Genomic DNA, 24,746 nt, shown 5'->3' with positions numbered 1-24,746 from the left:
CCTTCCCACCACCCGTCCCACCACGTAGGGTGACTCTGTCATGTGGCAGGCGTCTCTTCTCCTTGGCTGCCGCGACGAGGCCTGACCGGCCGGCACCTCGTCGCGGAGTTGAACCGCGCCGTCCAGCACATCCGAACTTCCCCTCGGCACCGCCGCGCACCGTCGCCCGGCACCTCGCCGACACCTTCCGATCTGCTGACGCCACATGTTCCAGGGAGCACTCCGAGATGGCTCAACCCGTCACCGAGACCGATCCGTTCGCCCGGCAGCGCCCGAGCCGGATGCCGGTCCACCGCTACCTCCCGTACGACAGGCAGTTCCGCGTCGAACTGCCTGATCGCGCCTGGCCGACCCGCCGCGTCGAGGCCGCGCCCCGCTGGTGCGCCGTCGACCTCCGCGACGGCAACCAGGCGCTCATCGACCCGATGTCGCCCGAGCGCAAGCGCCGCATGTTCCAGCTGCTGGTGCAGATGGGCTACAAGGAGATCGAGGTCGGCTTCCCGTCGGCCAGCCAGACCGACTTCGACTTCGTCCGCCAGCTGATCGAGCAGGACCTGATCCCGGAGGACGTCACCATCCAGGTGCTGACCCAGTGCCGGGAGCACCTGATCGAGCGGACCTTCGAGTCGCTGCGCGGTGCCCGCCGGGCCATCGTGCACTTCTACAACTCGACCTCCACGCTGCAACGGCGGGTGGTCTTCGGCCTCGACCGCGACGGCATCACCGACATCGCCACCCAGGGCGCCCGGCTCTGCAAGAAGTACGCGGAGATCCACACCCCGGACACCGACATCCACTACGAGTACTCGCCGGAGTCCTACACGGGCACCGAGCTGGACTACGCGGTGGAGGTCTGCGCGGCGGTGATCGAGGTGATCGACCCGACGCCGGACCGGAAGCTGATCGTCAACCTGCCGGCCACGGTCGAGATGGCGACGCCCAACGTCTACGCCGACTCGATCGAGTGGATGCACCGGCACCTGCCCCGGCGGGACAGCCTGGTGCTGAGCCTGCACCCGCACAACGACCGGGGCACCGGCGTGGCCGCCGCCGAGCTGGGGCTGCTGGCCGGCGCCGACCGGATCGAGGGCTGCCTGTTCGGCAACGGTGAGCGCACCGGCAACGTCGACCTGGTCACGTTGGGCCTGAACCTGTTCTCCCAGGGCATCGATCCGATGATCGACTTCTCGAACATCGACGAGGTCCGGCGCGCTGTCGAGTACTGCAACCAGCTGCCGGTGCACGAGCGCCACCCGTACGCGGGCGACCTGGTCTACACCGCGTTCTCCGGCTCCCACCAGGACGCCATCAACAAGGGCTTCGCCGCGCTGCAGGCCGACGCGGCGGCGGCCGGGGTGCCGGTCGACGACTTCACCTGGGCGGTGCCCTACCTGCCGGTCGACCCGAAGGACCTGGGCCGCACCTACGAGGCGGTCATCCGGGTCAACTCGCAGTCCGGCAAGGGCGGCGTCGCGTACATCATGAAGTCCGAGCACCAGCTCGACCTGCCGCGCCGCCTCCAGATCGAGTTCTCCGGCGTGGTGCAGGCCGTCACCGACCACGACGGCGGCGAGGTCGAGCCGGGCACCATGTGGGAGATCTTCGCCCGCAACTACCTGGTCGACCACCAGGTCGACCCGGCGGTCACGCTGGCCGGCTACACCATCGGCACCGTCGACGGCAAGGTCGAGATCGACGCCCGGGTCGGCTTCGACGGCGCGACGCGGGCGCTCACCGCGGTCGGCAACGGCCCGATCGACGCGTACGTCAACGCGTTGCAGTCGCTGGGCGTCGCGGTCCGGGTGCTCGACTACCACGAGCACGCGCTCTCCTCCGGCGGTGACGCGCAGGCCGCCGCGTACGTGGAGTGCGAGGTGGACGGCCGGACGGTGTGGGGCGTCGGGGTGGACGCCAACATCGTCACCGCCTCGATCAAGGCGGTCACCAGCGCCGTCAACCGCACCCGCTGATGTGAAAGGCGGGGCCCCTTCTTAACGCTTTCTGCATAGGAAGGGGCCCCGCTCAACGCTTCGCCCGGGGGCGGTGGATGAGCACGGCGGCGAGCAGGGCGCCGGCGAGCAGCAGCCCGGCGCACCACGCCAACGCGCCCCGGTAGGCGTCGGCCAACGCGCCCTTCTGCTCGTACCCGGTGCCGGAGAGCCCGACCAGCAGCGGCAGCGCGGCCACCGCGAGCAGGCCGCCGGCCCGGGAGGCGGCGTTGTTGAAGCCGCTCGCCACCCCGGCGAAGCGGTCCGACACGGCGGCGAGCACCGACGTGGTCAGCGGCGCGACCACCAGCGTGAGCCCGGCGCCGAACAGCACCACGCCGGGCAGCACGTCCACCCAGTACGACGCGCCCGGCCCGACCCGGCGCAGCAGCAGCAGGCCCACCGCGGCGATCACCGGGCCGACGGTGAGCGGCAGCCGGGGGCCGATCCGGGCGGAGAGCGCGCCGGCCCGGGGCGAGCCGACCAGCAGCAGCAGCGTCATCGGCACCGTGGCAAGGCCGGTGAGCAGCGCCGACCAGCCGACCACGTTCTGCAGGTAGACGGCGAGGAAGAAGGTGAACCCGCCGAGCGCCGCGTACACCACCACGGTGAAGATGTTGAGCACCGAGAAGAGCCGGCTGGAGAACAGGCCGGTGGGCAGCATCGCGTGGTCGCCGCGCCGCCGCTCGACCAGCACGAAGACCACCACGGCGGCCAGCCCGGCCACCGCCGCGGCGAGCACCGCCGGGGAGGCGCCGTGCGCCGGGGCGTCGATCAGCGCGTACGTGACGCCGCCGAGCGCCAACGCGCCGAGCAACGCGCCGGCCACGTCGAAGCCGTGGTGCTCCCCACCGGTACGCGAGATCGACTCGTCCCGGCTCTCCGGCACCCAGCGCATCGCGGCGAGCACCACGCCCACGGCCAGCGGCAGGTTGACGAAGAAGATCCACCGCCAGGAGAGCGCGTCGATGAGCCAGCCGCCGACCAGCGGCCCGAGCGCGGTGGACACGCCGGAGAGGCCGGACCAGGTGCCGATCGCCTTGCCCCGGTCGTCCGGGTGGAAGCTGGCCTGGAGCACGGAGAGCGAGCCGGGGGTGAGCAGCGCCCCGCCCGCGCCCTGCAGGAATCGGGCGGCGATGAGCCAGCCGGTGCCCTGGGCCAGCCCGCAGAGCACCGACGCCACGGCGAACCAGACCACCCCGAGCAGGAAGATCCGCCGCCGGCCGAACCGGTCGCCCAGCGCGCCGCCGAGCAGCACGAACGCGGCGAGCATCAGCAGGTAGCCGTTCACGGTCCACTGGAGACCGGCCACCGTGGCGTCCAGTTCGGCGCCGAGGCGGGGCAGCGCCACGTTGACCACGGTGCTGTCCAGGAACACCATGCCGGAGGCGAGGACCGCGGCGAGCAGCGTGCCGCGCCCGGCGGCGGTTCCGGTACGCAGCTGGGGCGCGGAAGCGGGTGAGGTCACGTCCATCCACTCTGCCCTCGATCCACCGCCGACGCCACGAATCAGAGAAACCGCCGCCGGGTACTGTGCGGACTCGCCCGGAGCCCGCAAGCTGGAGAGGTGTCGTCTGTGCGTACGAGTTCAGGAGTCCGAGCCGGGCTGACCGCCGCGCTCACCGCGGTGCTCGCCCTCGGCGCGGCCGGCTGTGACCCCGCGGTCACCGAGCCGGACGCGTCGCCGAGCGCCGCCGGGAACGTCGACCAGCAGCTCGGCCAGTTGACCGTGGCCGCCGCCGGGTCGATGAAGGGTTACAGCCGCACCCGGTTCCCGCACTGGCGGGACACCGGGAAGAACTGCGACGTGCGCGACAGCGTCCTCCAGAAGGACGGTGAGGGGATCAAGCTGTCCGGCTGCAACGTGGTCGGTGGGCGGTGGGAGAGCGTGTACGACGGGGTGGAGCTGACCGACCCGTCGGACGTGGACATCGACCACACCGTGCCGCTGGCGAACGCCTGGCGCTCCGGCGCGGACGAGTGGGACGACTCGAAGCGCGGCGACTTCGCCAACGACCAGACGCGACCGCAGCTCATCGCGGTTTCCGCGCGCTCCAACCGGGCAAAGGGTGACCAGGACCCGTCGCAGTGGAAGCCGGCGAACCGGTCGTACTGGTGCCAGTACGCCGCCGACTGGGTGACGGTCAAGCACTACTGGCGGCTGACGGTGACCACTGCCGAGAAGGCCGCCCTCACCGACATGCTGGAGGGCTGCACATGGGCGAGCAAGCCGTGACCGGGGCGGGTGGCGCACCGGCCCCGGAGAAGACGCCGGACGCCACCGGCGACGACGCCGCGGCGGCCGGCACCGACCCGACCCCGACCGGGCCGGCCTCGGCCGGGATGACCGCGGACGGCCAGCCGGCGGCGCCGGCGGACGTCTCCGGCGCCGGCATGTCCGCCGACGCCGCACCGGCCGGGGCCGCGCCGGCCGCACCCGCCGGGGGCGAGGCGGCGACGCGTACCGCCGACATCACGGCCGGCCCCGGCGGGGTGATGACCGACGAGGTCGGTGTGGTGACCGGCGAGCTGACGTTGCGGACCGAGCACGCCGGCGGCACGGTGACGGTGCGCGTGCAGTACAAGGACGCCGACGAGTGGTACGCGGTCACCGGCGGCAGCGCGCCGCTGGCCGACCCGGCCGGGCTGGACGCGGTGCACACGATCGCGGTGGGGCTGCTCAACCGCCCCGAGGGCTGAGCCGAGGCGACGCGTCGGCCCCGGTTCGGGGCCGACGCGTCCTCGTGTCACGGGGTGGGGATGAGTTCGCCCGTCTCGCCCGGCCCCGCGCCGTCGTCCGGCCGGACCAGTTCCGGTTCCACCTCGTGCGGCCGGATCTTCCCGGCCGCGATGTCCTCGGCGTAGTGGCAGGCGACCCGGTGCCCGTCGAGCACCTCGCGCAGCGCGGGCCGCTCGTCGACGCAGCGGGTGGGCTGGGCCCACGGGCAGCGGGTGTGGAACCGGCAGCCGGCCGGCGGGTTCGCCGGCGACGGCAGGTCACCGGCGAGCAGGATCCGCTCCCGCCGGTCCTCGACCTGCGGGTCGGGCACCGGCACCGCCGACATGAGCGCCCTGGTGTACGGGTGCATCGGCTCCCGGTAGAGGTCGTCGCTGGACGCCTCCTCCACCAGGCCGCCGAGGTACATCACCCCGACCGTGTCGGCGATGTGCCGGACCACCGCCAGGTCGTGCGCGATGATCAGGTACGTGAGGCCACGCTCCTCCTGCAGTTCGTCCAGCAGGTTGAGCACCTGGGCCTGGATCGACACGTCGAGCGCGGAGACCGGCTCGTCGGCGACGATCAGGTCCGGTTCGAGCACCAGCGCCCGGGCGATGCCGATGCGCTGCCGCTGGCCGCCGGAGAACTCGTGCGGATACTTGCTCAGCGCCGACGCCGGCAGGCCGACCGCGGCGAGCGCCTCGCGGAGCCGCTTGTCGACGGCGGCCTTGTCCTTCGCCATGCCGTGCGCCTTGAGGCCCTCGACCAGCAGCGACTCCACCGACTGCCGGGGGTCGAGGCTGGACAGCGGGTCCTGGAAGATCATCTGGATCCGGCGACGGATCCGGCGCATCGGCTCGTCCTTGAGCGCGCGCAGGTCGGTGCCGTCGAAGACGATCTCACCGTCGGTCGGCTCGACCAGGCGCAGCAGGCCCCGGCCCAGCGTGGACTTGCCGCAGCCCGACTCGCCCACGAGCCCGTACGTCTCGCCGCGGTTGATGGAGAGCGACACCCCGTCGACGGCGTAGACGTGCCCGATCGTCCGGTCGACGAGCACGCCGCTCTTGATCGGGAAGTGGACCTTGACGTCGCGCAGTTCGACCAGGGGTCCGGTCGGCTCGGTCGGCTCGGTCACGGGACCGCCACCTCCTCGGAAACGGGGTTGTTGCAGCGCAGGTCGCCGCCGTTCGCGGTGGGCTCCAGCGGGGGCGTGCCGTCGAGGCAGGCGTCCACCACGTTGTCGCACCGGGGCGCGAACGCGCAGCCCTCGGCCCACGGGATGTTGTCGGCCACCGAGCCACGGATGGCGTGCAGCCGCTCGCCGCGCGGCGAGTCGAGTCTCGGCACGGAGTTGAGCAGCCCGTGCGTGTACGGGTGCTCCGGCCGGGCGAACAGCTCGTGCCGCTCCGCCCGTTCCACGATCTTGCCGCCGTAGAGGACGTTCACCGTGTCGCAGAGCCCGGCCACCACACCCAGGTCGTGCGTGATCATGATCAGCGCGGTGCCGGTCTCGTCGACGAGCTGCTTGAGCAGCGTGAGGATCTGCGCCTGGATCGTCACGTCCAGCGCGGTGGTCGGCTCGTCGGCGATCAGCAGCCGCGGCTTGCAGGCCAGCGCGATGGCGATCAGGGCCCGCTGCCGCATGCCGCCGGAGATCTGGTGCGGATATTCCTTCAGCCGCCGGGTCGGGTCCGGGATACCGACCGCGTCGAGCAGCTCCCGGGCCTCCTTCAGCGCCGCCTTGCGGTCCATGCCACGGTGCCGTTCGAGCACCTCGGCCACCTGGGTGCCGATCGGGATGACCGGGTTCAGCGAGGAGAGCGGGTCCTGGAAGATCATGCCGATGTCCCGGCCGCGCCGGTCCCGCAGGTCGTCCGGGCGCAGCTTCAACAGGTCGGCCCCGTCGAAGTTCACCTCGCCGGTGACCTTGTTGCCGCGCTGCGGCAGCAGGCCCATGATCGCCAGGCTGGTGACGCTCTTGCCGCAGCCGGACTCGCCGACCAGGCCCACCGTCTGCCCCGGCTCCACACTGAAGCTGACCTCGTCGACGGCGGTGAACGGTCGCTCACCGCGGCGCTGGAACACGACGCTCAGGTCGCGTACGTCGAGCAGGCTCATCGGGTCACTTCCTCACCGTGCTTGTCGTTGGTCCGCACCGCCGTCACCGCCGGCTCTTCGGGTCGATGGCCTCGCGCATGCCCTCGCCCAGCAGGGTGAAGCCGAGCGCGACCACGATGATGGCGGCGGCCGGGAAGTAGGCCAGTTCCGGCCGGACCTCGAAGTAGCGCTGACCGTCCACGCCGAGCATCAGGCCCCACTCCGCGCGGTTGATGTCGGGGTCACCGAGGCCGAGGAAGGACAGCGACGCGGCCTCCAGGATCGCGGTGGAGAGCGTCAGGGTCGCCTGGACGATCACCGCTGTCATCGCGTTGGGCAGCATGTGCCGCAGCACGATCGCCCCCCGCTTGACCCCGAGCGCCCGGGCCGCCAGCACGTGGTCGCTCTCCCGCTGGGCGAGCATCGAACCGCGCAGCAGCCGGGCGAAGATCGGCACGTTCACGATGGCCACCGCGAGGATCACCGTCCACTGGCTGGAGCGGCTGGCCAGGGCCACCAGGCTGATCGCCAGGAGCAGCGCCGGCAGCGCCAGCATCACGTCGGTGAAGCGCATCAGGATGTTGTCGACCCAGCCGCCGAACGCACCGGCGAGCGCGCCCACGAGCACACCCAGCGCCAGCCCGATCAGCGTGGCGAGCACGCCGACGAACAGGGTCTGCCGGCTGCCGTGGATCATCCGGGACAGGAAGTCCCGGCCGAGCGGGTCGGAGCCGAGCGGGAACCCGCTGCTGGCGCCGGGGATGTTGTCGACGGTGAGGTTCTTGGTCAGCTCGTCGAAGCGCTGCGCCGGGTCGTGCGGCGCGAGCAGCGGCGCGAAGATCGCGACCAGGACGAAGAGCGCCACGATGGCCGCGCCGACCATCGCGGTCGGGTTGCGGCGCAGCCGGCGGAACGCGTCCCGGACCAGGCTCACGCCGCCCTTGTCCGCGGTGGCCTGCGCCAACTGCTCCAGCCGGGCGCGCTTGCGCTCGCCGAGCCGGTCCAGACCTCGGGGCAGGGTGCCCTCGGGCTTCTCGGCGACGGCCGAGGGGTCCACGCTCTCGCGCGGGGCGCCCACGGTGGGCCGGGTGATCGGATCGCTCATCGCACACGCACCCTCGGGTCGATGAAGGCGTAGGAGAGGTCGACCAGGAGGTTGACCAAGACGAAGACCAGCGCGGCCAGCAGGATCAGCGCCTGGAGGACCGGGTAGTCGCGACCGCCGCTGATCGAGTCGTAGATCAGCGTGCCGAGACCGCCCCAGTTGTAGACGCGCTCGGTGAGCACCGCGCCGGAGAGCAGCGCGCCGGTCTGCAGACCGATGGTGGTGACCACCGGCAGCAGCGCGTTGCGCAGGATGTGCCGGCCCCGGATCGTCTTGTGGCGCAGGCCCTTCGCCTCGGCGGTGCGAACGAAGTCCTCGTTCAGCACGTCGAGCACGCTGGCCCGGGTGATCCGGACGACCACCGCGAGCGGGATGGTGGCCAGCGTGACCGCCGGCAGGATCAGGTGCCACAGCGCGTCGCCGGTGGCGTCGAACTCCCGGGTGAGCAGCCCGTCCAGGACGAAGAAGCCGGTGACGTCGGTGTTGTCCAACCCGGTGCTGATCCGGCCGGACGGCGGGAACAGGTGCATGTTCTGGGTGAAGACGTCCTTGAGCAGATAGCCCAGGAAGAAGATCGGGATGGAGATGCCGAGCAGCGTCCCGCCGATGCTCAGGTTGTCGAGCAGCCGGCCGCGGTGCCGGGCGGCGAGGTAGCCGAGCGGCACGCCCAGCCCGATCGCGATGATCATCGCGGCGGCGCCCAGCTCCACGGTGGCCGGGAAGGCCCGGCCGATCACCTCGGTGACCGGGTCGCCGCTCCGGATCGAGTTGCCGAAGTCGCCGGTGACGAGCCGCTGCATGAACTTCGCGTACTGCACCAGGATCGGCTGGTCGTAGCCGAGGGCCTTGACCAGCAGCGCGCGTCGCTCGGGCGTGGCCCGCTCACCGAGCAGCGCCTCGACCGGGCCACCCGGCAGGTTCCGCAGCCAGACGAAGACCAGCGCGGACAGCCCTATCAGGGTCACCACCAACTGCAGCAGGCGGCGAACTATGACTCGCAACATCTCTCACACACCAGGTTTCTCGGTTGAACAGCGGGTCGGCCCGGGCCGGGAGAGAGAGCCCCGGCCCGGGCCGATTCCGCGTGTTGCGTCAGCGGTGGGTGCTGCGTCAGCCGACGCTGACGGTGTTGAACCGCTCGTCGGTCAGCGGGCTGGCGACGAGACCCTTGACGTCCTTGGTGACCACGATGGCCGGCGGGGCGTGCCAGACCGGCACCGCGGGCAGCCACTTGGCGGCGATGTCGCGGTTGACCTGCTCCCAGGCGGCCTTCTTGCCGGCCTCGTCGACGGTGCCGTCGGCCTTGCCGATGGCGGCGAACATCTCGGTCATGGCCTGGTCGCCGAACTCGACCTTGCCGCGACCGAAGAAGGTGCCGACGAAGTTGCCCGGGTCGTTGTAGTCACCGGTCCAGCCGAGCAGGTGCAGGTCGTGCTTGCCGAACTGCTGCACGTCGTCCTTGTAGCCGCCGTTCCACGGGCGGGCCACACCGTTGACCGTGATGCCGACGGCCTTCAGGTCGTTGGCCAGGACGGTGAAGATCTCCTGCGGGTTCGGCATGTACGGCCGGGAGACGTCGGTCGGGTAGTAGAAGTTGAGGGTCAACTTCTCCGCGCCGGCCTCCTTGAGCAGCTGCTTGGCCTTCTCCGGGTTGTAGTCGTACTTCTGCACGTCCTGCGCGTAGCCGAGCACGGTGTCCGGCATGAACTCGTCGGCGACCTTGGTGCCACCCGGGCCCTTGGTCTGGACGAGCTGCTGACGGTTGAGCGCGTAGGCGATCGCCTGACGCACCCGCAGGTCCTTCAGCTTCGGGTTCTTCTGGTTGATGCCGAGGTAGAGGATGTTGAACGCCGGGCGGTCGAGGACCTGGAAGCCCTCACCCGACAGCGCCTTGCGGTCGGCCGGGGCGGGGAAGTCGATGCCCTGGACGGTGCCGGCCTTCAGCTCCTGCTTGCGGGTGTTCTCGTCCTTGATGATCTTGATGATCAGCTTGTCGACCTTGGCCTTCTCGCCCCAGTAGTCGGGGTTCCGGTCCAGGGTGATCTCACCCTTGGCCTTGTCCCAGCCGACGAACTTGAACGGGCCGGTGCCCACCGGGTGCTCGTTGGCGAACGCGCTGTACTCGAACGAGTCGCCGTTCTGCTTCACCGCGTCGGCGTCGTACTTCTTCAGCGCCTCGGGGCTGGCGATCGAGAGCGCGGTCAGCGCGAAGGCACCCGGGAAGGCGCCCTTGTACTGGTTCATCGTGATGACGGCGGTGCCGTCGTCCTTCGCCTCGCACTTGTTGTAGACCGGGTCGCCGACGCCCTCGGCCTCGTTCTTGGCGAAGCCGCCGAACGTGTCCGAGTAGTAGATCATCTGCGACTGGGCGGCAGCGCCCTTCATGTTGAACCAGCGGTCGAAGTTGAAGCAGACCGCGGCGGCGTTGAAGTCGGTGCCGTCGTGGAACTTCACGCCCTTGCGGAGCTTGAAGGTCCACACCTTGCCGTCCGGGTCGTGCTCCCAGCTCTCCGCCAGGGCACCCTGCAGCTCGGCGGTGCCGGGCTTGTTCTGCACGAGGGTGTCGTACATCTGGCGGATCGGCCGGAACGACTCACCGTCGTCGTTGAAGATCGGGTCGAAGTTCTTCGGGTCCCCGGCACCGGCGAAGACGAAGGTGCCGCCGGTCTTGGCGTCACCACCGCCCTCTTCACGGTCGCTCTTGGCGCAGCCGGACGCACCGACCGCCAGGGCGGCCACGGCCGCGAGGGCCACGGCCGTTTTCAGCCTGCTCGCCTGCATCTCTCACCTCTGTCATGCGCATGTGTACACGCCGAGCTGTGACTCAGTCCGTGAGCGGGAGGTTATGGCATGTCACACAGAAGAGGAAAGAGCCGAGGGCAATCGCTACCAAGCCGACACCTTCCGAGGCTTCCTCGCACCGCGCGGCCGGAGCGGCCCGGCGGTGGGCACACCGCCCACCGCCGGGCCGGGAACTCAGACCGCCCGGCGCCCCTCGAAGGCGCGGCCCAGCGTGATCTCGTCGGCGTACTCCAGGTCGCCGCCGACCGGCAGGCCGCTGGCCAGCCGGGTCACCGCGATCCCCATCGGCTTGACCATCAGCGCCAGATAGGTCGCGGTCGCCTCACCCTCGGTGTTCGGGTCGGTGGCGAGGATCAGCTCGCGGACCTCGCCACCGCCCAACCGGGTCATCAGCTCGCGGATCCGCAGGTTGTCCGGGCCGATGCCCTCCAGCGGATTGATCGCGCCACCGAGCACGTGGTAGCGCCCGCGGAACTCGCCGGTCCGCTCGATCGCCACCACGTCCTTCGGCTCCTCGACCACGCAGAGCACCTCGTCGGTACGCCGCAGGTCGCGGCAGATCCGGCACTGCTCGGACTCGGCCACGTTGTAACAGGTCGTGCAGAACCGCACCAGGTCCTTGACCTTGCGCAGCGCGCCGGCCAGCCGGTTGACGTCGGCCGGATCCGCCGACAGGACGTGGAACGCGATCCGCTGGGCGCTCTTCGGGCCGACGCCCGGCAGCCGACCCAACTCGTCGATCAGGTCCTGGATGGCACCTTCGTACATCTGCCGGCTCAGAAACCGGGCAGGCCGAGGCCGCCCATCCCGCCCGCGACCGGACCCATCTTCTTCTCGGTCAGCTCCCGGGCCGCCTCGGCGGCGTTGTGCACGGCCGCGACGACCAGGTCCTCCAGGGTCTCCACGTCCTCCGGGTCGACCGCCTTCGGGTCGATCTTGATCGCCTTCAGTTCACCGGTGCCGGCGACGGTGGCCGTCACCAGCCCACCGCCCGCGGTGCCGGTCAGCTCCGCCTCGGCCAGCTCGGCCTGGGCGTTCGCGATCTGCTGCTGCATCTTCTGCGCCTGCTTCAGCATCTGCTGCATGTTGGGCTGTCCACCTGGGCGCACGGGCCGCTCCTTATCGCACTCGTCTGCTCGGCCGCCGCTCAGCCTATCCGCTGCGAGCGGCCCGCCCCGCACGGCAGCCGCCCCGCCGCGCGTGGACCGCCGGCCGCGCCGCGATCACCGGGGCGGCGGGTGGCCGCCGGGCCAGCCGGCGTCGGCGACGAAGACGTCCAACATGTCGTTGGTGTCGCCAGGCACCAGGTTCGTCGCGTACGAGGTGAACGACACGTACCGGCCTCGGTGGTCGATCGAGGGATCGTTGCTGAAGCTGTCGGCCTGGACACCCTCGGCCGAGACGCTCAGCCGGGTGGTCGTCCCGGTCCGCCACCGGGCCAGGAAGACGTCCTCGGTCCCGTTGGTGTCCCCCGGCACCAGGTTGGACGCCGCCGAGACGAACGCGACCCGCCTCCCGTCGCCGCTGATAGCGGGCTGGCTGCTGCTGCGGTTGCCCTGTACGCCACCGGCGCCCAGGCTCACCCGGCGGGTCACGCCGGCGGCCAGGTCCCGGACGAAGACGTCCTCGACGCCGTTGGTGTCGCCCGGTGCCAGGTTCGACGACCAGGAACTGAACGCGGCGAACCGGCCGTCGGCGCTGATCGCCGGATCGCTGCTGACGCCGTCGCCCTGCGCTCCGGTGGAGGAGACGCTGATCCGGGAGGTGACCGCGCGCCGCCGGTCGCGCAGGAAGATGTCCGGTGCGTCGTTGGTGTCGCCGGGCACCAGGTTCGACGCCGTCGACAGGAAGACCACCCACCGGCCGTCGCCGCTGATCGTCGACGACGAGAAGCCGCTCAGGCCGTCGGCCTGGCCGCCCGCGGCGGGGACGCTGACCCGGCTGGTGGTGCCGCGCAGCATGTCCCGGACGAACAGGTCGGCGAACCCGTTGGTGTCCCTCGGCACCAGGTTGCTGGCGAACGAGCTGAAGGCGACGTACCGGCCGTCCTGGCTGATGCTCGGCACGGTGCTGTCGCCGTTGCCCTGCCCACCGCCGTCGGGCACGCTCACCCGGACGGTCGTGGACGCGACCCGGTCCCGGACGAAGACGTCGACCACGCCGTTGGTGTCCCCCGGCACCAGGTTCGACGCGGCCGAGATGAAGGCGACGTACCGGCCGGTGCCACTGGTCGCCGGACCGGTGCTGTACGCGTTGCCCTGGACGCCGGCGCTGGAGACGCTGACCCGGCTGGTGGTCGCCGTCGCCCGGTCCCGGACGAAGACGTCGTCGACGTCGTTGGTGTCGTCCGGCACCAGGTTCGACGCGCGGGAGGCGAAGGAGACGTAGCGGCCGGTGCGCGACGAGCTGCTGCTGGTGCTGCGCTCGTTCGCCTGGGACCGGTCGCTGGAGACGCTGATCCGGGCCGTCGCCGGATCGGGTTGGCGCACCGGGGCGGCACCCGAGGGCACTGGCGCCAGCACTGCGGTCAGGGACAGGGCGGCTCCGAGAACCACCCCTGATGGAACAATTCCCACTTTGCTCACCGACCCCTCTGAACGGCATCAAGCCGACATCGATGGTCGCCGGGCAATTCCGCCGACGTCAAGGACTCTGAGCAGGGAGAACGCCTATCGGACAGGACGGGATGCGGTATGTGACTACCGCGCGTCCACCTCACCGATCTGCTCCGCGCCGAACGCCTCGCGGAGCAGCCGAACCGCCTGCTCCTGACTGGACTCACGCGCGGTCCGCTCGTCGATGACCTCGTCCAGCGGCTCGTCGCCCGGATCGAAGCCCTCGAAGTTCGCCGCCGGCGCGCCGCCGGGGCGTCCCGCACCACCGCGCACCGGGCCGTCGAAATCCGGATCGTACGGCGGCTCGCCGGCCCAGTCGGCGTCCGCCGTCTTGCGCGTCCCCGCCCCGGTACGGGGACCTCGCCCCGCCGCGGCCGCCCGCGCCGCCGCGATGGCGCTGCTGACCGGCGGGCCGCTGGGCGCGGGCGTCGAGGACGCGCCCGACTGGGCCCCGGTCGCCCGGGTCGCCGGCGCGGTGGTTGTCGCCGGCGTGCCGCCGCCGGACGTGCCGTTCACCGTCGTGCCGCCCACCTGCGCGGGGGCCACCGGCGCGCCGGCCGCGGATGCGCCGTTCCCCGGCTCGCCACCCGGCCGGGCGGGTTCCGGCCACTCGTCCGCGGTCGCCGTCGCGCCACCCGGACGGGCCGGCTCGGGCCAGTCCTCGGCCTCGCCGGCGGCGGGAACCGCACCCGGGGCGTCGGGCCCGGACCCCGACCGGCCCGGGCCACCGCGGTCCTCCTGACTCCTGGGCCCACCCTGGCCACCCTGGCCACCCTGGCCGCCCTGGCCGCCCTGGCCGCCCTGGCCGCCCTGGCCGCCCTGGCCGCCCTGGCCGCCTTTGCCGCCTTTGCCGCCTTTGCCGCCGGCATCGTCGCCCGTGCGCCCGGCGCGACCCGGGTCGGTCGGGCCGCCACGGTCCGGGCGGGCGGGGGCATCCGCAGGCGGGGAGGCCGGCCGGGCCGCGGCACGCGGCGGACCGCCGAGCGTCGCGCCCCCCCGCTCGCCGGCCACCTCGCAGCGGATCTGCCAGCGACCGCCCAACTCCTCGTAGAGCGCGTCGGTGAGCACCGCGGCGTGGTCCGCCATCATCTTCGCCAGCACCGTCGACTTCACGGTCAGCACCAGCGTGTCGCCGTCCAGGTCCCGAACCACGGCGTCACGCATCAACGCGGCGATCCGCTTGTTGCTCCGGTTGACCTTGCCCACCACCTCCGGCCAGACCCGGCGCACCGCGACCGCGTCCAGCGCGCCCGGGTTCGCCGTGCCGGGGCGGGGCGGCTCGGGGGTGGCCGGATCGGGCATCACCACCGGCGGCGAGGCGCGGCGGACCGCCGCCGGGCCGTCGGCACCCGCGACCGGGCGGGCCGGACCACCGCCGAGGGCATCCGGCGTGGGACCGACGGGAGCGCCCGGAACAGGGCCGTGACCTGCGACGGGAGCGCCCGCGACGGAACCCGCACCGGTGACGGGAGCGCTCGCGACGGGACCCGCGCCGGTGACGGGAGCGTCCGCGACGGAGCCCGGGCCGGCTGCGGAGGCACCCGCGCCGGTGTCGGCGCCGGCCGGCGTGGTGCCCAGGCCGGAGGTCGGAGCGGCGGCGGAACCGGACCGGTCGGCGGCGACCGGACCGGACCGGGAACCGGGTCCGGAGGTGCCACGGGACCCGGATGCCGCCGCGGCAGCGGCCCGGGCGGCGGCGGCGCCGGTCGGGCCGTCGGCAGCCGCCGGCGTGCCGGCGGACTCCGGGTGGATCGCGGCGGCAGCCGCGCCCGGGGCGGGAGCCGTCGGGCGTACCTCATGGGCGGCGGCGGGGTCGGCGGCGCCGAGGGTGAGCCGGCGTTCCATCCGCTCCAGACGCTGAAGCAGGCCGCCGGACGAGTCGTCGACGCCGGGCAGGAGCATCCGGGCGCAGATCAGCTCCAGCAGCAGGCGGGGCGCGGTGGTGCCACGCATCTCCACCAGGCCGTTGTGCACGATGTCGGCGCAGCGCGACAGCGTGGCCGGGCCGAGCCGCTGGGCCTGCGTGGCCATCCGCTCGATCTGGTCGGCCGGGCCGTCGATGAGGCCCTTGGTCGCGGCGTCCGGCACCTGCTGGAGCACGATCAGGTCGCGTAGCCGCTCCAACAGGTCGGAGGCGAACCGGCGCGGGTCGTGGCCGGCCTCGGCGACCCGGTCGACGGTCGCGTACGCGGCCGCGCCGTCCCCGGCGGCCAGCGCGTCGCACATCTCGTCGATCAGCGCGGAGTCGGTGACGCCGAGCAGCGCGGCGGCCCGGGCGTAGCCGACCCCCTCCGGGCCGGCGCCGGCGATGAGCTGGTCGAGCACGGAGAGGCTGTCCCGCGCGCTGCCGCCACCGGCGCGGACCACCAGCGGGAAGACCGCCGGTTCGATCTTGACGCCCTCGGCCTCGGCCAACTGCTCCAGGTAGGGCCGGAGCACCTTCGGCGGCATCAGCCGGAACGGGTAGTGGTGGGTCCGCGACTTGATCGTGCCGAGGACCTTCTCCGGCTCGGTGGTGGCGAAGATGAACTTGACGTATTCCGGGGGCTCCTCGACCAGCTTGAGCAGGGCGTTGAAGCCGGCCGACGAGACCATGTGCGCCTCGTCGATGACATAGATCTTGAAGCGGCTGCGGGCCGGCGCGAAGAACGCCTTCTCGCGCAGCTCGCGGGCATCGTCGACGCCGCCGTGGCTGGCCGCGTCGATCTCGATGACGTCGATCGAGCCGGCGCCGTCGGTGGCCAGCGAGCGGCAGGATTCGCACTGCCCGCACGGCTCGGGCGTGGGGCCCTGCTCGCAGTTGAGCGAGCGCGCCAGGATCCGGGCGCTGGAGGTCTTGCCGCAGCCGCGGGGGCCGGAGAAGAGGTACGCGTGGTTGAGCCGCCCGCTGCGCAGCGCCTGCGACAACGGCTCGGTGACGTGCTCCTGGCCGATGACCTCGGCGAACGTACGGGGCCGGTACTTGCGGTAAAGGGCCAGTGCCACCCGTCCCGCCTCCTCTCGACCGAGCCATTCTGCGCCGGTCGGCCGCCGGTGACCACCCACCACCCCGTGACCTGACCCGCAGCGACGTTACCGGGACCCGGAGACAGAAAGGCCCCCCGTGCACCCGTCAGAGCCCGCTTATCCTTGCTGCCTTCCGGCCCTGGGGAGGTTCACGAGATGCACGCCGCACGGGGGGTGCCGCCAAGCCTACCCGAAGCCGTGTGGATCTTCCGGGAGGGTGGGGTGGCCCGCCGTCGCGGGACCTGTATCCTGGCTCGCGGAGGATTCGCCTAGAGGCCTAGGGCGCACGCTTGGAAAGCGTGTTGGGTTTACACCCTCACGAGTTCGAATCTCGTATCCTCCGCCGTCGAAGAAGGGCCGGCACCTCGCGTGCCGGCCCTTCTTCGTTCCCGTCATCCGGCCTCCCGGCGACGCCCACGCCAGGCCTCCTGCTTGGCCCGGTTGCCGCACAGCTGCATCGAGCACCACTTGCCGGTGCCGGAGCGGGACGAGTCGTAGAACGCCCACCGGCAGGCGTCGCTCGCGCAGATCTTGAGCCGGGGCCAGGTGCCGTCGGCCATCGACTCGGTCACCCGGAGCACGAGTTCGCCCGTCGCCCCGTCGGCGCCGGTCGCGCCGGCGGTCGCGCGCCAACCCCGGTCGGGGGTGAAGGAGATCCGCACCCCGGCCCGCTCGGCGGCGGCGTCCAGGACCGCCAGCACGGGCGGGGGCAGCGCGGCGCGGTCGTGGTTGGCGACGGCCGCCGCCCGCAGCGCCTCCCGCAGCTCGCGCGCCCGGCGGAGGTCGTCGTCGGTCACCGGCGCGTCGCCGCGCCACAGGCCGGATTCCGTCAGCCACGTCGCCAACCCGGCCGGGTCGGTGATCGCGTCGGTGCCCGCTTCGACGTCGAGCGTGTTGAGGAACCGCCGGACCGGTTCGAGCCGGTCCGGCGCCGCCATGGCGGGACCGGTGGACATGCCGACATCGTAACCGTCTTGCGCGGATACCGGGTTATCCATAACCTCCATTAACATGATGACGGTTAGCGCCGACCGGACCACGCCGCCGGCGTGGAGCAACCCGAACTTCCGGCGGCTCTGGCGCGGGTCCGCCGCCTCCGCGCTGGGGAGCGAGGTCGCCGAACTCGCGTTGCCGCTGTTCGCGCTGCTCACGCTCTCCGCCTCGGCGGCGCAGGCGAGCACGCTTCGGGTGGTCCAGTTCCTGCCGTTCCTGTTGGCCACGCTCCCGGCCGGGCTGCTCGTCGACCGGCTCGGACCGGGCCGGCTGCGCCTGATGATCGGCGCCGACCTCGGCCGCGCGCTCCTCGTCCTGCTCATTCCGGTGGCCGCCTGGACGGGCACCGCCACCGTGACCGGCCTCTACGTCGTGGTGTTCGCCGTCGCGTTGCTGACCGTGGTCTTCCAGGTCGCCGACTTCGCGGTCCTGCCGGCGATCGTCGACGAGGGTCAACTCGTCGACGCCAACGGCAAGCTCGCCGCGGCCCAGTCGGCCGCCGAGATGGGCGGCCGGGGGGTTGCCGGGCTGCTGGTCCAGGCGATCTCCGCGCCCGCCGCGCTGCTGGGCAACGCACTCGGTTACCTCGCGTCGGCGGTGTCGCTCGGCCGGATCCGCCCGGCCGGCACCGACCGGCAACCGGTCGCGCACCGACCGCCGGCCCGCCGTTCGGCGCTACGCGAGGCGGCGCAGGGCGTGGCCGTCGCGGTCCGACACCGGTACGTGCGACCGCTGCTCGGCGAGGCCGCCACGTTCAACCTGTTCAACGAGGTCTTCGTCCTCGGCCTGCTGCTCTGGGCCGTCCAGCAGGCGCGACTGGGCCCGGTGGCGATCGGCGCGATCTTCACCGCCGGCGGGGTCGGTTCGTTCGTCGGCGCGTGGTTCGGCGCCCGGCTCACCGGCCGCTTCGGATACGGCCGGGTGCTGCTGTGCACGCTCGCCGTCGGCAACGGTGCCCCGCTGGGCGCACTGCTCGCGAACCGGGCCGGGCCCGCGCGGCTCCCGCTGCTCTGCGCCGCCTTCGTGGTGATGGGTGTCGGCATCGGCATCGCCAACGTGCACGCGGTGAGCCTGCGCCAGACCGCCACCCCGGAGAGCCTGCGCGGCCGGGTCAACGCCGCGTACCGGCTGATCTCCTGGGGTTGCGTTCCGGTGGGCGCCGCGCTGGGCGGGGTGGTGGCGACGCAGGCGGGCCCGTTCGCGGCGATAGCGGTCGGCGCGGTGGGCGTCTCGCTCGCCACGCTCTGGGTGGTCTTCTCCCGGGTGCCGGCGCTGACCGCCATCCACGACGCGGCCGCACCCTTGACCGGTTCATAATCCTTACCGTTCGACGAGTGTTCGACAGGCATTGACAAAGTTAACCGGTTAAGAAGACCATCATGGATATCTTCGCCGGGTCGGCCGCCGGAAGGGCAACCGACGGTCCGACCCGTCCGGGCGGCGAGGGCTCCCCGCAACCACCATCCGTACGGGAGTTCCTCATGATCCAGCGCACCCGCACGCGGGCGTGCCTGGCCGGGGCGGCGGCAGCCGTCACCGCGCTGGCCACCGCCCTCGTCACCACGCCACCCGCCCAGGCCGCCGCCGGCGCCTGCTCGGTGGCCTGGCAGGTCAGCAACGAGTGGAGTGGCGGCGCCACCACCAACGTCACGATCACCAACACCGGCGCCGCCGTGAACGGCTGGACGCTGGGCTGGGCGTTCCCCGGCAACCAGGTGATCGGCGACATGTGGAACGCCACCAAGACGCAGTCCGGCGCGAACGCCACCGCCACGAACGTCTCCTACAACGCGAGCGTCCCGGCCGGCGGCACGGTCAGCTTCGGCTTCAACGTCACCTACACCGGCTCGAACGCGGCCCCCGCCGCGTTCACGCTCAACGGCGCGGCCTGCGGCGACACCACCCCGCCCAGCCCGACCGGGAGCCCGACGCCGAGCCCGACCGGCAGCCCGAGCCCGAGTCCGAGCCCGACGGTGGACCCGAACCCGACCAGCACCCCCACCGGCAACCTCGCGCTCAACCGGCCGGTCACCGCGTCGTCCACGGAGAGCCCGAACGCCGCCGCCCAGGCGGTCGACGGCAACGGCGGCACCCGTTGGTCCAGCCTCTACGCGGATCCGCAGTGGATCCAGGTCGACCTCGGCGCCACGTACCCGATCAACACGGTGCGGCTGCGCTGGGAGGCCGCGTACGGCAGGGCGTACCAGATCCAGACCTCGACCGACGGCACCACCTGGACCCCGGTGTTCAGCACGACCACCGGCGACGGCGGCACCGACGACGTCACGCCGGCCGGCGCGAGCGGCCGGTACGTGCGGATGTCCGGCACCGCCCGCGGCACCGCCTGGGGCTACTCGCTCTACGAGTTCGAGGTGTACGCGGTGAAGCCGCCCACCCCGCCCGGCCCGGACTGCGGCCAGGCCCCGGCCGACCCGCAGGCGAACTCGAAGGCCCGCAACCTGATCTGTTACCTGCGCACCCACACCTACGTCAGCGGCCAGACCGACCTGCCGGACGCCGACAAGGTGCAGCAGCTGACCGGCCGCTACCCGGCGATCGTGACGTTCGACTTCATGGAGTACACCAAGGGCAGCATCCAGACCCAGCAGGTCATCGACTGGGCGAAGGCGCGCAACGGCATCGTGGCGTTCCAGTGGCACTGGTACTGCCCGCGCGGCGGCAACTACTCCGCGCCGTGCGACTTCCAGCCCGACCTGAACAACCCGTCGTCCCAGCTCTACAAGGACATCGACCTGGTGGTGCGCGAGCTGAAGAAGATGGGCGACGCCGGGGTGCCGGTGCTGTTCCGCCCGCTGCACGAGGCCAACAACAACTACATGTGGTGGGCGAAGAAGGGCCAGGACGCCTACAAGCAGCTCTGGCGGCTGATCTACCAGCGGGCCCAGCTCGCCGGCGCGCACAACATCGTCTGGGTGTTCAACGGCATGGCCAGCGGCCAGGGCACCTCGCTCGCGTCCTGGTACCCCGGTGACGGCTACGTCGACCTGGTCACCTCGGACTACTTCCAGAGCAGCAGCGACTTCGCCACCACCAAGGCGGTCAGCGGCGCCAAGACCACGGGCGTGGCGGAGACGTTCAGCCCGCTCAACCCCAACTCCGACCCGGCCTGGCCGTACTACGTGGTCTGGGCGTCGCGCGACTGGAACGGCAGCGGCAAGGACGTGGCCGGGCTGTGGCGCACCGCGATGTCCAACCCGAGGACCATCTCGATCGACCAGCTCCCCGACATGACCGCGTGGTGACGACCTGACCGCCAGGGGGGCCGGCCCCGTCGAGGGCCGGCCCCCTTCGGCGTACGCACAAACTGGGAGTCATGGCCGACGAGCGCCCTCTGTACGAGCGAGATCCGGCAGCCTGGCAGGCGCATCTGGCCGAGGGCAACGCCCGACAACCCCGCAAGCGGGTCGGTGCCGACGTGCTCCTGCGGAACGGACATGGCGAGATCCTGCTGGTCGACCCCCGCTACAAGCCGGACTGGGACCTACCGGGCGGCATGGCCGAGGCCAACGAACCGCCGCACGTCACTGCCGCCCGGGAACTCCGCGAGGAACTCGGGTTGGAGGTGCCGGTCGGCCCGATGTTGGTGGTGGACTGGGTGGCCCCACACGGCCCCTGGGACGACAGCCTGATGTTCGTCTTCGACGGCGGTGTGCTGCCGCCCACCGCGAAACTTCGGCCGATGGACGACGAGTTGGCCGAGGCGCGTTTCGTCGTCCTCGACGACGCGCGGGCGCTGCTTCGCCCGTACATCTGGCAGCGGCTGCGTCACGCGGTGGCCGCGCTCGCCGACGGACGCCCGAGGTATCTCGTCGGCGGCGCCTGACGTCAGCCGCCGAGGTGGCGGAGGACGGCCAGGACCCGGCGGTTGTCGCCCTCCGAGGGCGGCAGGCCGAGCTTGGCGAAGATGTTCGCCACGTGTTTCTCCACCACCCCCGGCGTGATGACGAGCGCCGCCGCGATCCCGGCGTTGGACCGGCCTTCAGCCATCAGCGTGAGCACCTCCCGCTCGCGCGGGGTCAGCGTCGACAGCCCGGCGGTGTCCCGCCCGGCGCGCATCAGGTGGCCGACCACCTCCGGGTCCAGCGCGGTGCCGCCGGACGCGACCCGGGTCAGCGCGTCCACGAAGTCGGCGACGTCGGCGACGCGGTCCTTCAGCAGATAGCCGACGCCGGTCGGCCGGTCGGCGAGCAGGCGGGTCGCGTAGCGGGTCTCCACGTACTGGGAGAAGACCAGCACGCCGACGTCGGGATGGTCGCGCCGGATGTCGATCGCGGCGCGCAGCCCCTCGTCGGTGTGCGTCGGTGGCATCCGGATGTCGACGACTGCCACGTCGGGCCGGAGCGCGGCGGTCGCGGACCGCAACGCCTCGGCGTCGGCCACCGCCGCGCACACCTCGAAGCCGCGGTCGGTGAGCAGCCGGACCAGTCCTTCGCGCATCATCGCGGCGTCCTCCGCGATCACCACCCGCATGCCGTCGCCTCCGTTCACGCGTGTGTGGGCATGTCGATCTCGACCCGGGTCGGACCGCCGACCGGGCTGTGCACGCGCATCCGGCCGTCCACCACGGCGATGCGGTCGGCCAGGCCGGTCAGGCCGGGGCCGTCCGGGTCCGCGCCGCCGGTGCCGTCGTCGGTGACGGTGAGCGTCAGGCGCCCGCCGGCGCCGGTGACGCCGAGTCGGATCCGGGTCGCCCGACTGTGCTTGGCCGCGTTGGCGAGCAGTTCGGCGGCGCAGAAGTAGGCGATGGTCTCGATCGCGGGCGTCGGGCGGTCGGGCAGGTCCACGGTCACCGCGACCGGAACGGCGCTGCCGGTGGCGAGCGTCTCCAGCGCGTCGCCGAGGCCGTTGTCGAGCACCGGCGGGTGGATCCCGCGCACCAGGTCGCGCAGGTCGGCGAGGGCCTCCTTCGCGCCCCGGTGGGCGAGCGCGACCAGTTCGCGGACCTGTGCCAGGTCGGGCGGCGGACCGTCCGCGCCGAGTTTCTCGGTGGCCATGCCGAGGTTCATCGCGAGCGTGGCCAGCTTGATCTGCGCGCCGTCGTGCAGGTCCCGTTCCAGCCGGCGCATCATGGTGGCCGCGTCGTCGATCGCGCGGGCTCGGCTGGCCTGGAGTTCGCGTACCCGTTCGGCGAGCCGGCGCGGGCCGAGCAGCCGCCGCATCGCGGCCAGGTCCGCCGTGGTGCCGGCGCGCATCAGCCACGGCGCGACCAGCAGCATGGCGAGCCCGGCCGCGGCGATCAGGAACGCGCCGGCGAACGTCCGCGTGCCGAGCAGGCCGAACGGTGTCAGCGCCCACACCGGCCCGAGGCGGGTGCCGGGCGGGTGGTTGCGGAACAGCGGCCACCACAGCGGATAGCTGAGGTTGACCGGGCCGAGCACGTAGCAGAACAGGCCGTAGCCCTGCGGGATGGCCAGTGGCACCTTGAGCAGGCCGTACCCGACCGCGCGCCAGCCCGGGCCGTCGGCGACCAGCGCGGCGAGCTGGTTCGAGGGCCGCGGTGGTGGGCCGTCCACGTGTACGCCGAGCAGCCGGCCGGCGAGCCGGCGGTGCACGCCGCCGGTCGCCCGCCCGAGCGGGGCGGCCAGCACGACCAGGAGCGCGACGGTGAGCGGGAACAGCACCAGGAAGATCGGCGCGACGGCCGGCGCGGGCTGCCGGGACATGCCTCCGGTCGCCCAGAGGATCAGGGCGCCCAGGGTCGGCACGAGCGCCGGCACCGCCAGGATCGCGACCGCACTGACCACGCCGACCAGGCAGAACACCGCCCGGCGCAGGGTCGACCCGGTGAACGGGGCGCGCAGCGCGGTCATCGGCCCATTGTCGCCGCTCACGCGTCGCGCCGGCGGAGCAGGACGCCGCCGCAGAGGATCGCCACGGTCGCGTACCCGCACATCAGCAGCACGCTGATCCAGCCGGCGAACAGCCCGGGTGTCGGCGTGGTCACCGCGACGGAGTTGAGCAGCATCAGCAGCGGGACGAAGCGGCCGACCGCGATGCCGCTCTCCCCGAACAGTCCGATCGCGAACGACGGGACGAACACCAGCGCGAACAGCGTGCCGATCGCGGCGCCGGAGTGCCGTACGACGGTCCCGACGCCCACGCCGATCAGCGCGGCGGCGGCCAGGTAGCCGCCGGTGAGCAGCACCGCGCGCAGGACCCGCGGGTCGCCCAGGGAGGCGGCCGGGATGGCGGTGCCGCGGATCGCGAGTTGCCCGCCCAGGTAGCCGGCGAAGCTGGCGAGCAGGCCGACGACGAGCGCCGCGCCACCGCCGACGGCGACCTTCGCGGCCAGAACGGTCCGGCGGCGGGGGACCGCGGCGAACGTCGAACGGATCATCCCAGTGCCGTACTCGCCGGTGACCGCGAGGACGCCGAGCGCGCCGAGCAGGAGTTGGGCCAGGATGGCACCGCTCAGGCTGTTGTTCAGGATCTGGGCGGTGGTGGCCACCGGCGTGTGGGCACGGTAGCCGATTCCCACCCCCACGCCGGCCGCCGCCATCGAGAGCACCGCCGCCGTCGCCAGCCACCACGTCGACCGGACACTGGTCAGTTTGATCCGTTCCATCCGGGCCGCGTGCCGGAATCCGTAGCCGCTCATGACACGTCCGTTCCGTGGTAGTCGGTGACCTGCGAGGTGAGTCGGAGGAACGCGTCCTCCAGGTTGTCGCCGCCGGCCGCGAGTTCGGCGACCGTCGTCTCGGCCAGCAGCCGGCCGCGGCCGATGACCACCAGCCGGTCCGCGGTCAGCGCCATCTCGGCGATCAGATGGCTGGACACGAAGACGGTCCGGCCCTCGGCGGCGAGCCCGCGCAACAGGTCCCGGATCCAGCGGATGCCCTCCGGGTCCAGCCCGTTGACCGGCTCGTCGAGCAGGAGGACGCCCGGGTCGCCGAGCAGCGCGACCGCGATCCCGAGCCGCTGCCGCATGCCCAGCGAGTAGGTGCCGGCGCGCCGGTCCGCCACGTCGGACAGGCCGACCACGCGGAGCACCCGCTCGACCCGGGCATCCGGGATGTCGTTGCTCGCGGCCAGCGCCGCCAGGTGGGCGCGGCCGCTGCGGCCGGGGTGGAACGCGCCGGCGTCGAGCAGCGCGCCGACGGTCCGCAACGGCCAGCTCAGGTCCGCGTACCGGACGCCGTCGACCAGCGCCTCACCGTGGTCCGGGGCGTCCAGGCCGAGGATCATGCGCATCGTCGTCGACTTGCCGGACCCGTTCGGGCCGAGGAAGCCGGTCACCACGCCCGGCTGCACCCGGACGGTGAGCCTGTCCACGGCGGTCCGGTTCCCGTAGCGTCTGGTCAACTCACGTAGTTCAATCACGGGATCGACGCTAGGCACCGCGTTCGGCTGCGGTAAGCCGGAAACCATCCGACCTGATCCGGGGGTTTTCCACCCCCGCC

21 protein-coding genes, 1 tRNA gene and 1 other RNA gene are annotated in these 24,746 nt (G+C 72.3%); 7 read left to right on the top strand and 16 right to left on the bottom strand.

Annotated features, from left to right (window positions below; genetic code table 11):
• The first annotated feature begins 227 nt into the window (after window positions 1–227).
• Window positions 228–1,970, top strand: a complete 1,743-nt coding sequence (leuA, locus tag O7598_RS00645; RefSeq protein ID WP_269689527.1) for a 2-isopropylmalate synthase — start codon at window positions 228–230, stop codon at window positions 1,968–1,970.
• Between the two features lie 52 nt (window positions 1,971–2,022).
• Here the strand turns inward: leuA and O7598_RS00640 are convergent, their stop codons facing one another.
• Window positions 2,023–3,456 (bottom strand): MFS transporter, encoded by a 1,434-nt coding sequence (locus O7598_RS00640; RefSeq protein ID WP_269689526.1) that lies wholly within the window; start codon window positions 3,454–3,456, stop codon window positions 2,023–2,025.
• 108 nt (window positions 3,457–3,564) lie between these two features.
• On the opposite strand from O7598_RS00640, the gene O7598_RS00635 reads away from it, so the two are divergent.
• Window positions 3,565–4,224 (top strand): HNH endonuclease family protein, encoded by a 660-nt coding sequence (locus O7598_RS00635; RefSeq protein ID WP_269689525.1) that lies wholly within the window; start codon window positions 3,565–3,567, stop codon window positions 4,222–4,224.
• Entirely contained in the window at window positions 4,206–4,688 is a 483-nt protein-coding gene (locus O7598_RS00630; RefSeq protein WP_269689524.1) for a hypothetical protein, read from the top strand. Before O7598_RS00635 ends, O7598_RS00630 begins: the two co-directional genes overlap by 19 nt.
• A gap of 47 nt (window positions 4,689–4,735) precedes the next feature.
• On the opposite strand, the gene O7598_RS00625 is transcribed toward O7598_RS00630, so the two are convergent.
• The 10 genes from O7598_RS00625 to ffs form a co-directional block, all read right to left on the bottom strand.
• Entirely contained in the window at window positions 4,736–5,842 is a 1,107-nt protein-coding gene (locus O7598_RS00625) for an ABC transporter ATP-binding protein (RefSeq protein ID WP_269689523.1), read from the bottom strand.
• Complete coding sequence (locus tag O7598_RS00620) at window positions 5,839–6,825, bottom strand: ABC transporter ATP-binding protein (RefSeq protein ID WP_269689522.1); 987 nt, start codon at window positions 6,823–6,825, stop codon at window positions 5,839–5,841. The genes O7598_RS00625 and O7598_RS00620 overlap by 4 nt, the downstream gene beginning before the upstream one ends.
• A 43-nt stretch (window positions 6,826–6,868) precedes the next feature.
• Window positions 6,869–7,909: an ABC transporter permease gene (locus tag O7598_RS00615; RefSeq protein WP_269689521.1), complete on the bottom strand. Its 1,041-nt coding sequence runs from the start codon at window positions 7,907–7,909 to the stop codon at window positions 6,869–6,871.
• The gene (locus O7598_RS00610) at window positions 7,906–8,913 is read right to left on the bottom strand and encodes an ABC transporter permease (protein WP_269689520.1); all 1,008 of its coding nucleotides are present in this window, start codon (window positions 8,911–8,913) and stop codon (window positions 7,906–7,908) included. The genes O7598_RS00615 and O7598_RS00610 overlap by 4 nt, the downstream gene beginning before the upstream one ends.
• A 106-nt stretch (window positions 8,914–9,019) precedes the next feature.
• On the bottom strand, window positions 9,020–10,690 hold the full coding sequence (locus O7598_RS00605) for an ABC transporter substrate-binding protein (protein ID WP_269689519.1): 1,671 nt from the start codon (window positions 10,688–10,690) through the stop codon (window positions 9,020–9,022).
• Window positions 10,691–10,885: 195 nt separating this feature from the next.
• Window positions 10,886–11,479, bottom strand: a complete 594-nt coding sequence (gene recR / locus O7598_RS00600; RefSeq protein WP_269689518.1) for a recombination mediator RecR — start codon at window positions 11,477–11,479, stop codon at window positions 10,886–10,888.
• A gap of 8 nt (window positions 11,480–11,487) precedes the next feature.
• Window positions 11,488–11,796, bottom strand: a complete 309-nt coding sequence (locus O7598_RS00595; RefSeq protein ID WP_269694699.1) for a YbaB/EbfC family nucleoid-associated protein — start codon at window positions 11,794–11,796, stop codon at window positions 11,488–11,490.
• Between the two features lie 138 nt (window positions 11,797–11,934).
• Window positions 11,935–13,200: a TolB family protein gene (locus tag O7598_RS00590; RefSeq protein WP_269689517.1), complete on the bottom strand. Its 1,266-nt coding sequence runs from the start codon at window positions 13,198–13,200 to the stop codon at window positions 11,935–11,937.
• Between the two features lie 210 nt (window positions 13,201–13,410).
• Entirely contained in the window at window positions 13,411–16,311 is a 2,901-nt protein-coding gene (locus O7598_RS00585; RefSeq protein WP_269689516.1) for a DNA polymerase III subunit gamma and tau, read from the bottom strand.
• Window positions 16,312–16,418: 107 nt separating this feature from the next.
• Window positions 16,419–16,509, bottom strand: an RNA gene (gene ffs, locus O7598_RS00580) — signal recognition particle sRNA small type.
• Window positions 16,510–16,590: 81 nt separating this feature from the next.
• Between ffs and O7598_RS00575 the strand changes: the two genes are divergently transcribed.
• Window positions 16,591–16,675 (top strand) — tRNA-Ser (locus O7598_RS00575).
• 49 nt (window positions 16,676–16,724) lie between these two features.
• Here O7598_RS00575 and O7598_RS00570 read toward each other — a convergent pair.
• Window positions 16,725–17,288 (bottom strand): CGNR zinc finger domain-containing protein, encoded by a 564-nt coding sequence (locus O7598_RS00570; RefSeq protein ID WP_269689515.1) that lies wholly within the window; start codon window positions 17,286–17,288, stop codon window positions 16,725–16,727.
• A gap of 55 nt (window positions 17,289–17,343) precedes the next feature.
• Between O7598_RS00570 and O7598_RS00565 the strand changes: the two genes are divergently transcribed.
• From O7598_RS00565 to O7598_RS00555, 3 genes are all read left to right on the top strand, one after another.
• Entirely contained in the window at window positions 17,344–18,642 is a 1,299-nt protein-coding gene (locus tag O7598_RS00565; RefSeq protein ID WP_269689514.1) for an MFS transporter, read from the top strand.
• A 164-nt stretch (window positions 18,643–18,806) separates the two neighbouring features.
• Window positions 18,807–20,588, top strand: coding sequence for a glycosyl hydrolase (locus tag O7598_RS00560; protein WP_269689513.1), 1,782 nt, complete (start codon window positions 18,807–18,809; stop codon window positions 20,586–20,588).
• A 71-nt stretch (window positions 20,589–20,659) separates the two neighbouring features.
• Window positions 20,660–21,169, top strand: coding sequence for an NUDIX domain-containing protein (locus tag O7598_RS00555; RefSeq protein ID WP_269689512.1), 510 nt, complete (start codon window positions 20,660–20,662; stop codon window positions 21,167–21,169).
• Between the two features lie 2 nt (window positions 21,170–21,171).
• Here O7598_RS00555 and O7598_RS00550 read toward each other — a convergent pair whose 3' ends face one another.
• From O7598_RS00550 to O7598_RS00535, 4 genes are read right to left on the bottom strand one after another with little or no spacing between them, the layout of a single operon-like run.
• Window positions 21,172–21,816, bottom strand: a complete 645-nt coding sequence (locus O7598_RS00550) for a response regulator transcription factor (RefSeq protein ID WP_269689511.1) — start codon at window positions 21,814–21,816, stop codon at window positions 21,172–21,174.
• A 14-nt stretch (window positions 21,817–21,830) separates the two neighbouring features.
• Window positions 21,831–23,156: a sensor histidine kinase gene (locus O7598_RS00545; RefSeq protein WP_269689510.1), complete on the bottom strand. Its 1,326-nt coding sequence runs from the start codon at window positions 23,154–23,156 to the stop codon at window positions 21,831–21,833.
• 17 nt (window positions 23,157–23,173) lie between these two features.
• On the bottom strand, window positions 23,174–23,944 hold the full coding sequence (locus O7598_RS00540; protein WP_269689509.1) for an ABC transporter permease subunit: 771 nt from the start codon (window positions 23,942–23,944) through the stop codon (window positions 23,174–23,176).
• On the bottom strand, window positions 23,941–24,666 hold the full coding sequence (locus O7598_RS00535; protein WP_269689508.1) for an ABC transporter ATP-binding protein: 726 nt from the start codon (window positions 24,664–24,666) through the stop codon (window positions 23,941–23,943). Before O7598_RS00535 ends, O7598_RS00540 begins: the two co-directional genes overlap by 4 nt.
• Between the last annotated feature and the right edge of the window lie 80 nt (window positions 24,667–24,746).

This window comes from Micromonospora sp. WMMC241, from assembly GCF_027460165.1.
GTDB lineage: Bacteria > Actinomycetota > Actinomycetes > Mycobacteriales > Micromonosporaceae > Micromonospora > Micromonospora humi.
Note: the sequence above shows the minus strand (reverse complement) of the source record. Positions and strands in the feature narration are given on the sequence as shown.

Coding starts and splice junctions, on each gene's coding strand:
- leuA (WP_269689527.1), top strand. CDS start 228: ATGGCTCAACCCGTCACCGAGACCGATCCGTTCGCCCGGCAGCGCCCG.
- O7598_RS00630 (WP_269689524.1), top strand. CDS start 4,206: ATGGGCGAGCAAGCCGTGACCGGGGCGGGTGGCGCACCGGCCCCGGAG.
- O7598_RS00620 (WP_269689522.1), bottom strand. CDS start 6,825: ATGAGCCTGCTCGACGTACGCGACCTGAGCGTCGTGTTCCAGCGCCGC.
- O7598_RS00615 (WP_269689521.1), bottom strand. CDS start 7,909: ATGAGCGATCCGATCACCCGGCCCACCGTGGGCGCCCCGCGCGAGAGC.
- O7598_RS00610 (WP_269689520.1), bottom strand. CDS start 8,913: ATGTTGCGAGTCATAGTTCGCCGCCTGCTGCAGTTGGTGGTGACCCTG.
- O7598_RS00605 (WP_269689519.1), bottom strand. CDS start 10,690: ATGCAGGCGAGCAGGCTGAAAACGGCCGTGGCCCTCGCGGCCGTGGCC.
- recR (WP_269689518.1), bottom strand. CDS start 11,479: ATGTACGAAGGTGCCATCCAGGACCTGATCGACGAGTTGGGTCGGCTG.
- O7598_RS00595 (WP_269694699.1), bottom strand. CDS start 11,796: ATGCAGCAGATGCTGAAGCAGGCGCAGAAGATGCAGCAGCAGATCGCG.
- O7598_RS00570 (WP_269689515.1), bottom strand. CDS start 17,288: ATGTCCACCGGTCCCGCCATGGCGGCGCCGGACCGGCTCGAACCGGTC.
- O7598_RS00565 (WP_269689514.1), top strand. CDS start 17,344: ATGATGACGGTTAGCGCCGACCGGACCACGCCGCCGGCGTGGAGCAAC.
- O7598_RS00560 (WP_269689513.1), top strand. CDS start 18,807: ATGATCCAGCGCACCCGCACGCGGGCGTGCCTGGCCGGGGCGGCGGCA.
- O7598_RS00555 (WP_269689512.1), top strand. CDS start 20,660: ATGGCCGACGAGCGCCCTCTGTACGAGCGAGATCCGGCAGCCTGGCAG.
- O7598_RS00550 (WP_269689511.1), bottom strand. CDS start 21,816: ATGCGGGTGGTGATCGCGGAGGACGCCGCGATGATGCGCGAAGGACTG.
- O7598_RS00545 (WP_269689510.1), bottom strand. CDS start 23,156: ATGACCGCGCTGCGCGCCCCGTTCACCGGGTCGACCCTGCGCCGGGCG.
- O7598_RS00540 (WP_269689509.1), bottom strand. CDS start 23,944: ATGAGCGGCTACGGATTCCGGCACGCGGCCCGGATGGAACGGATCAAA.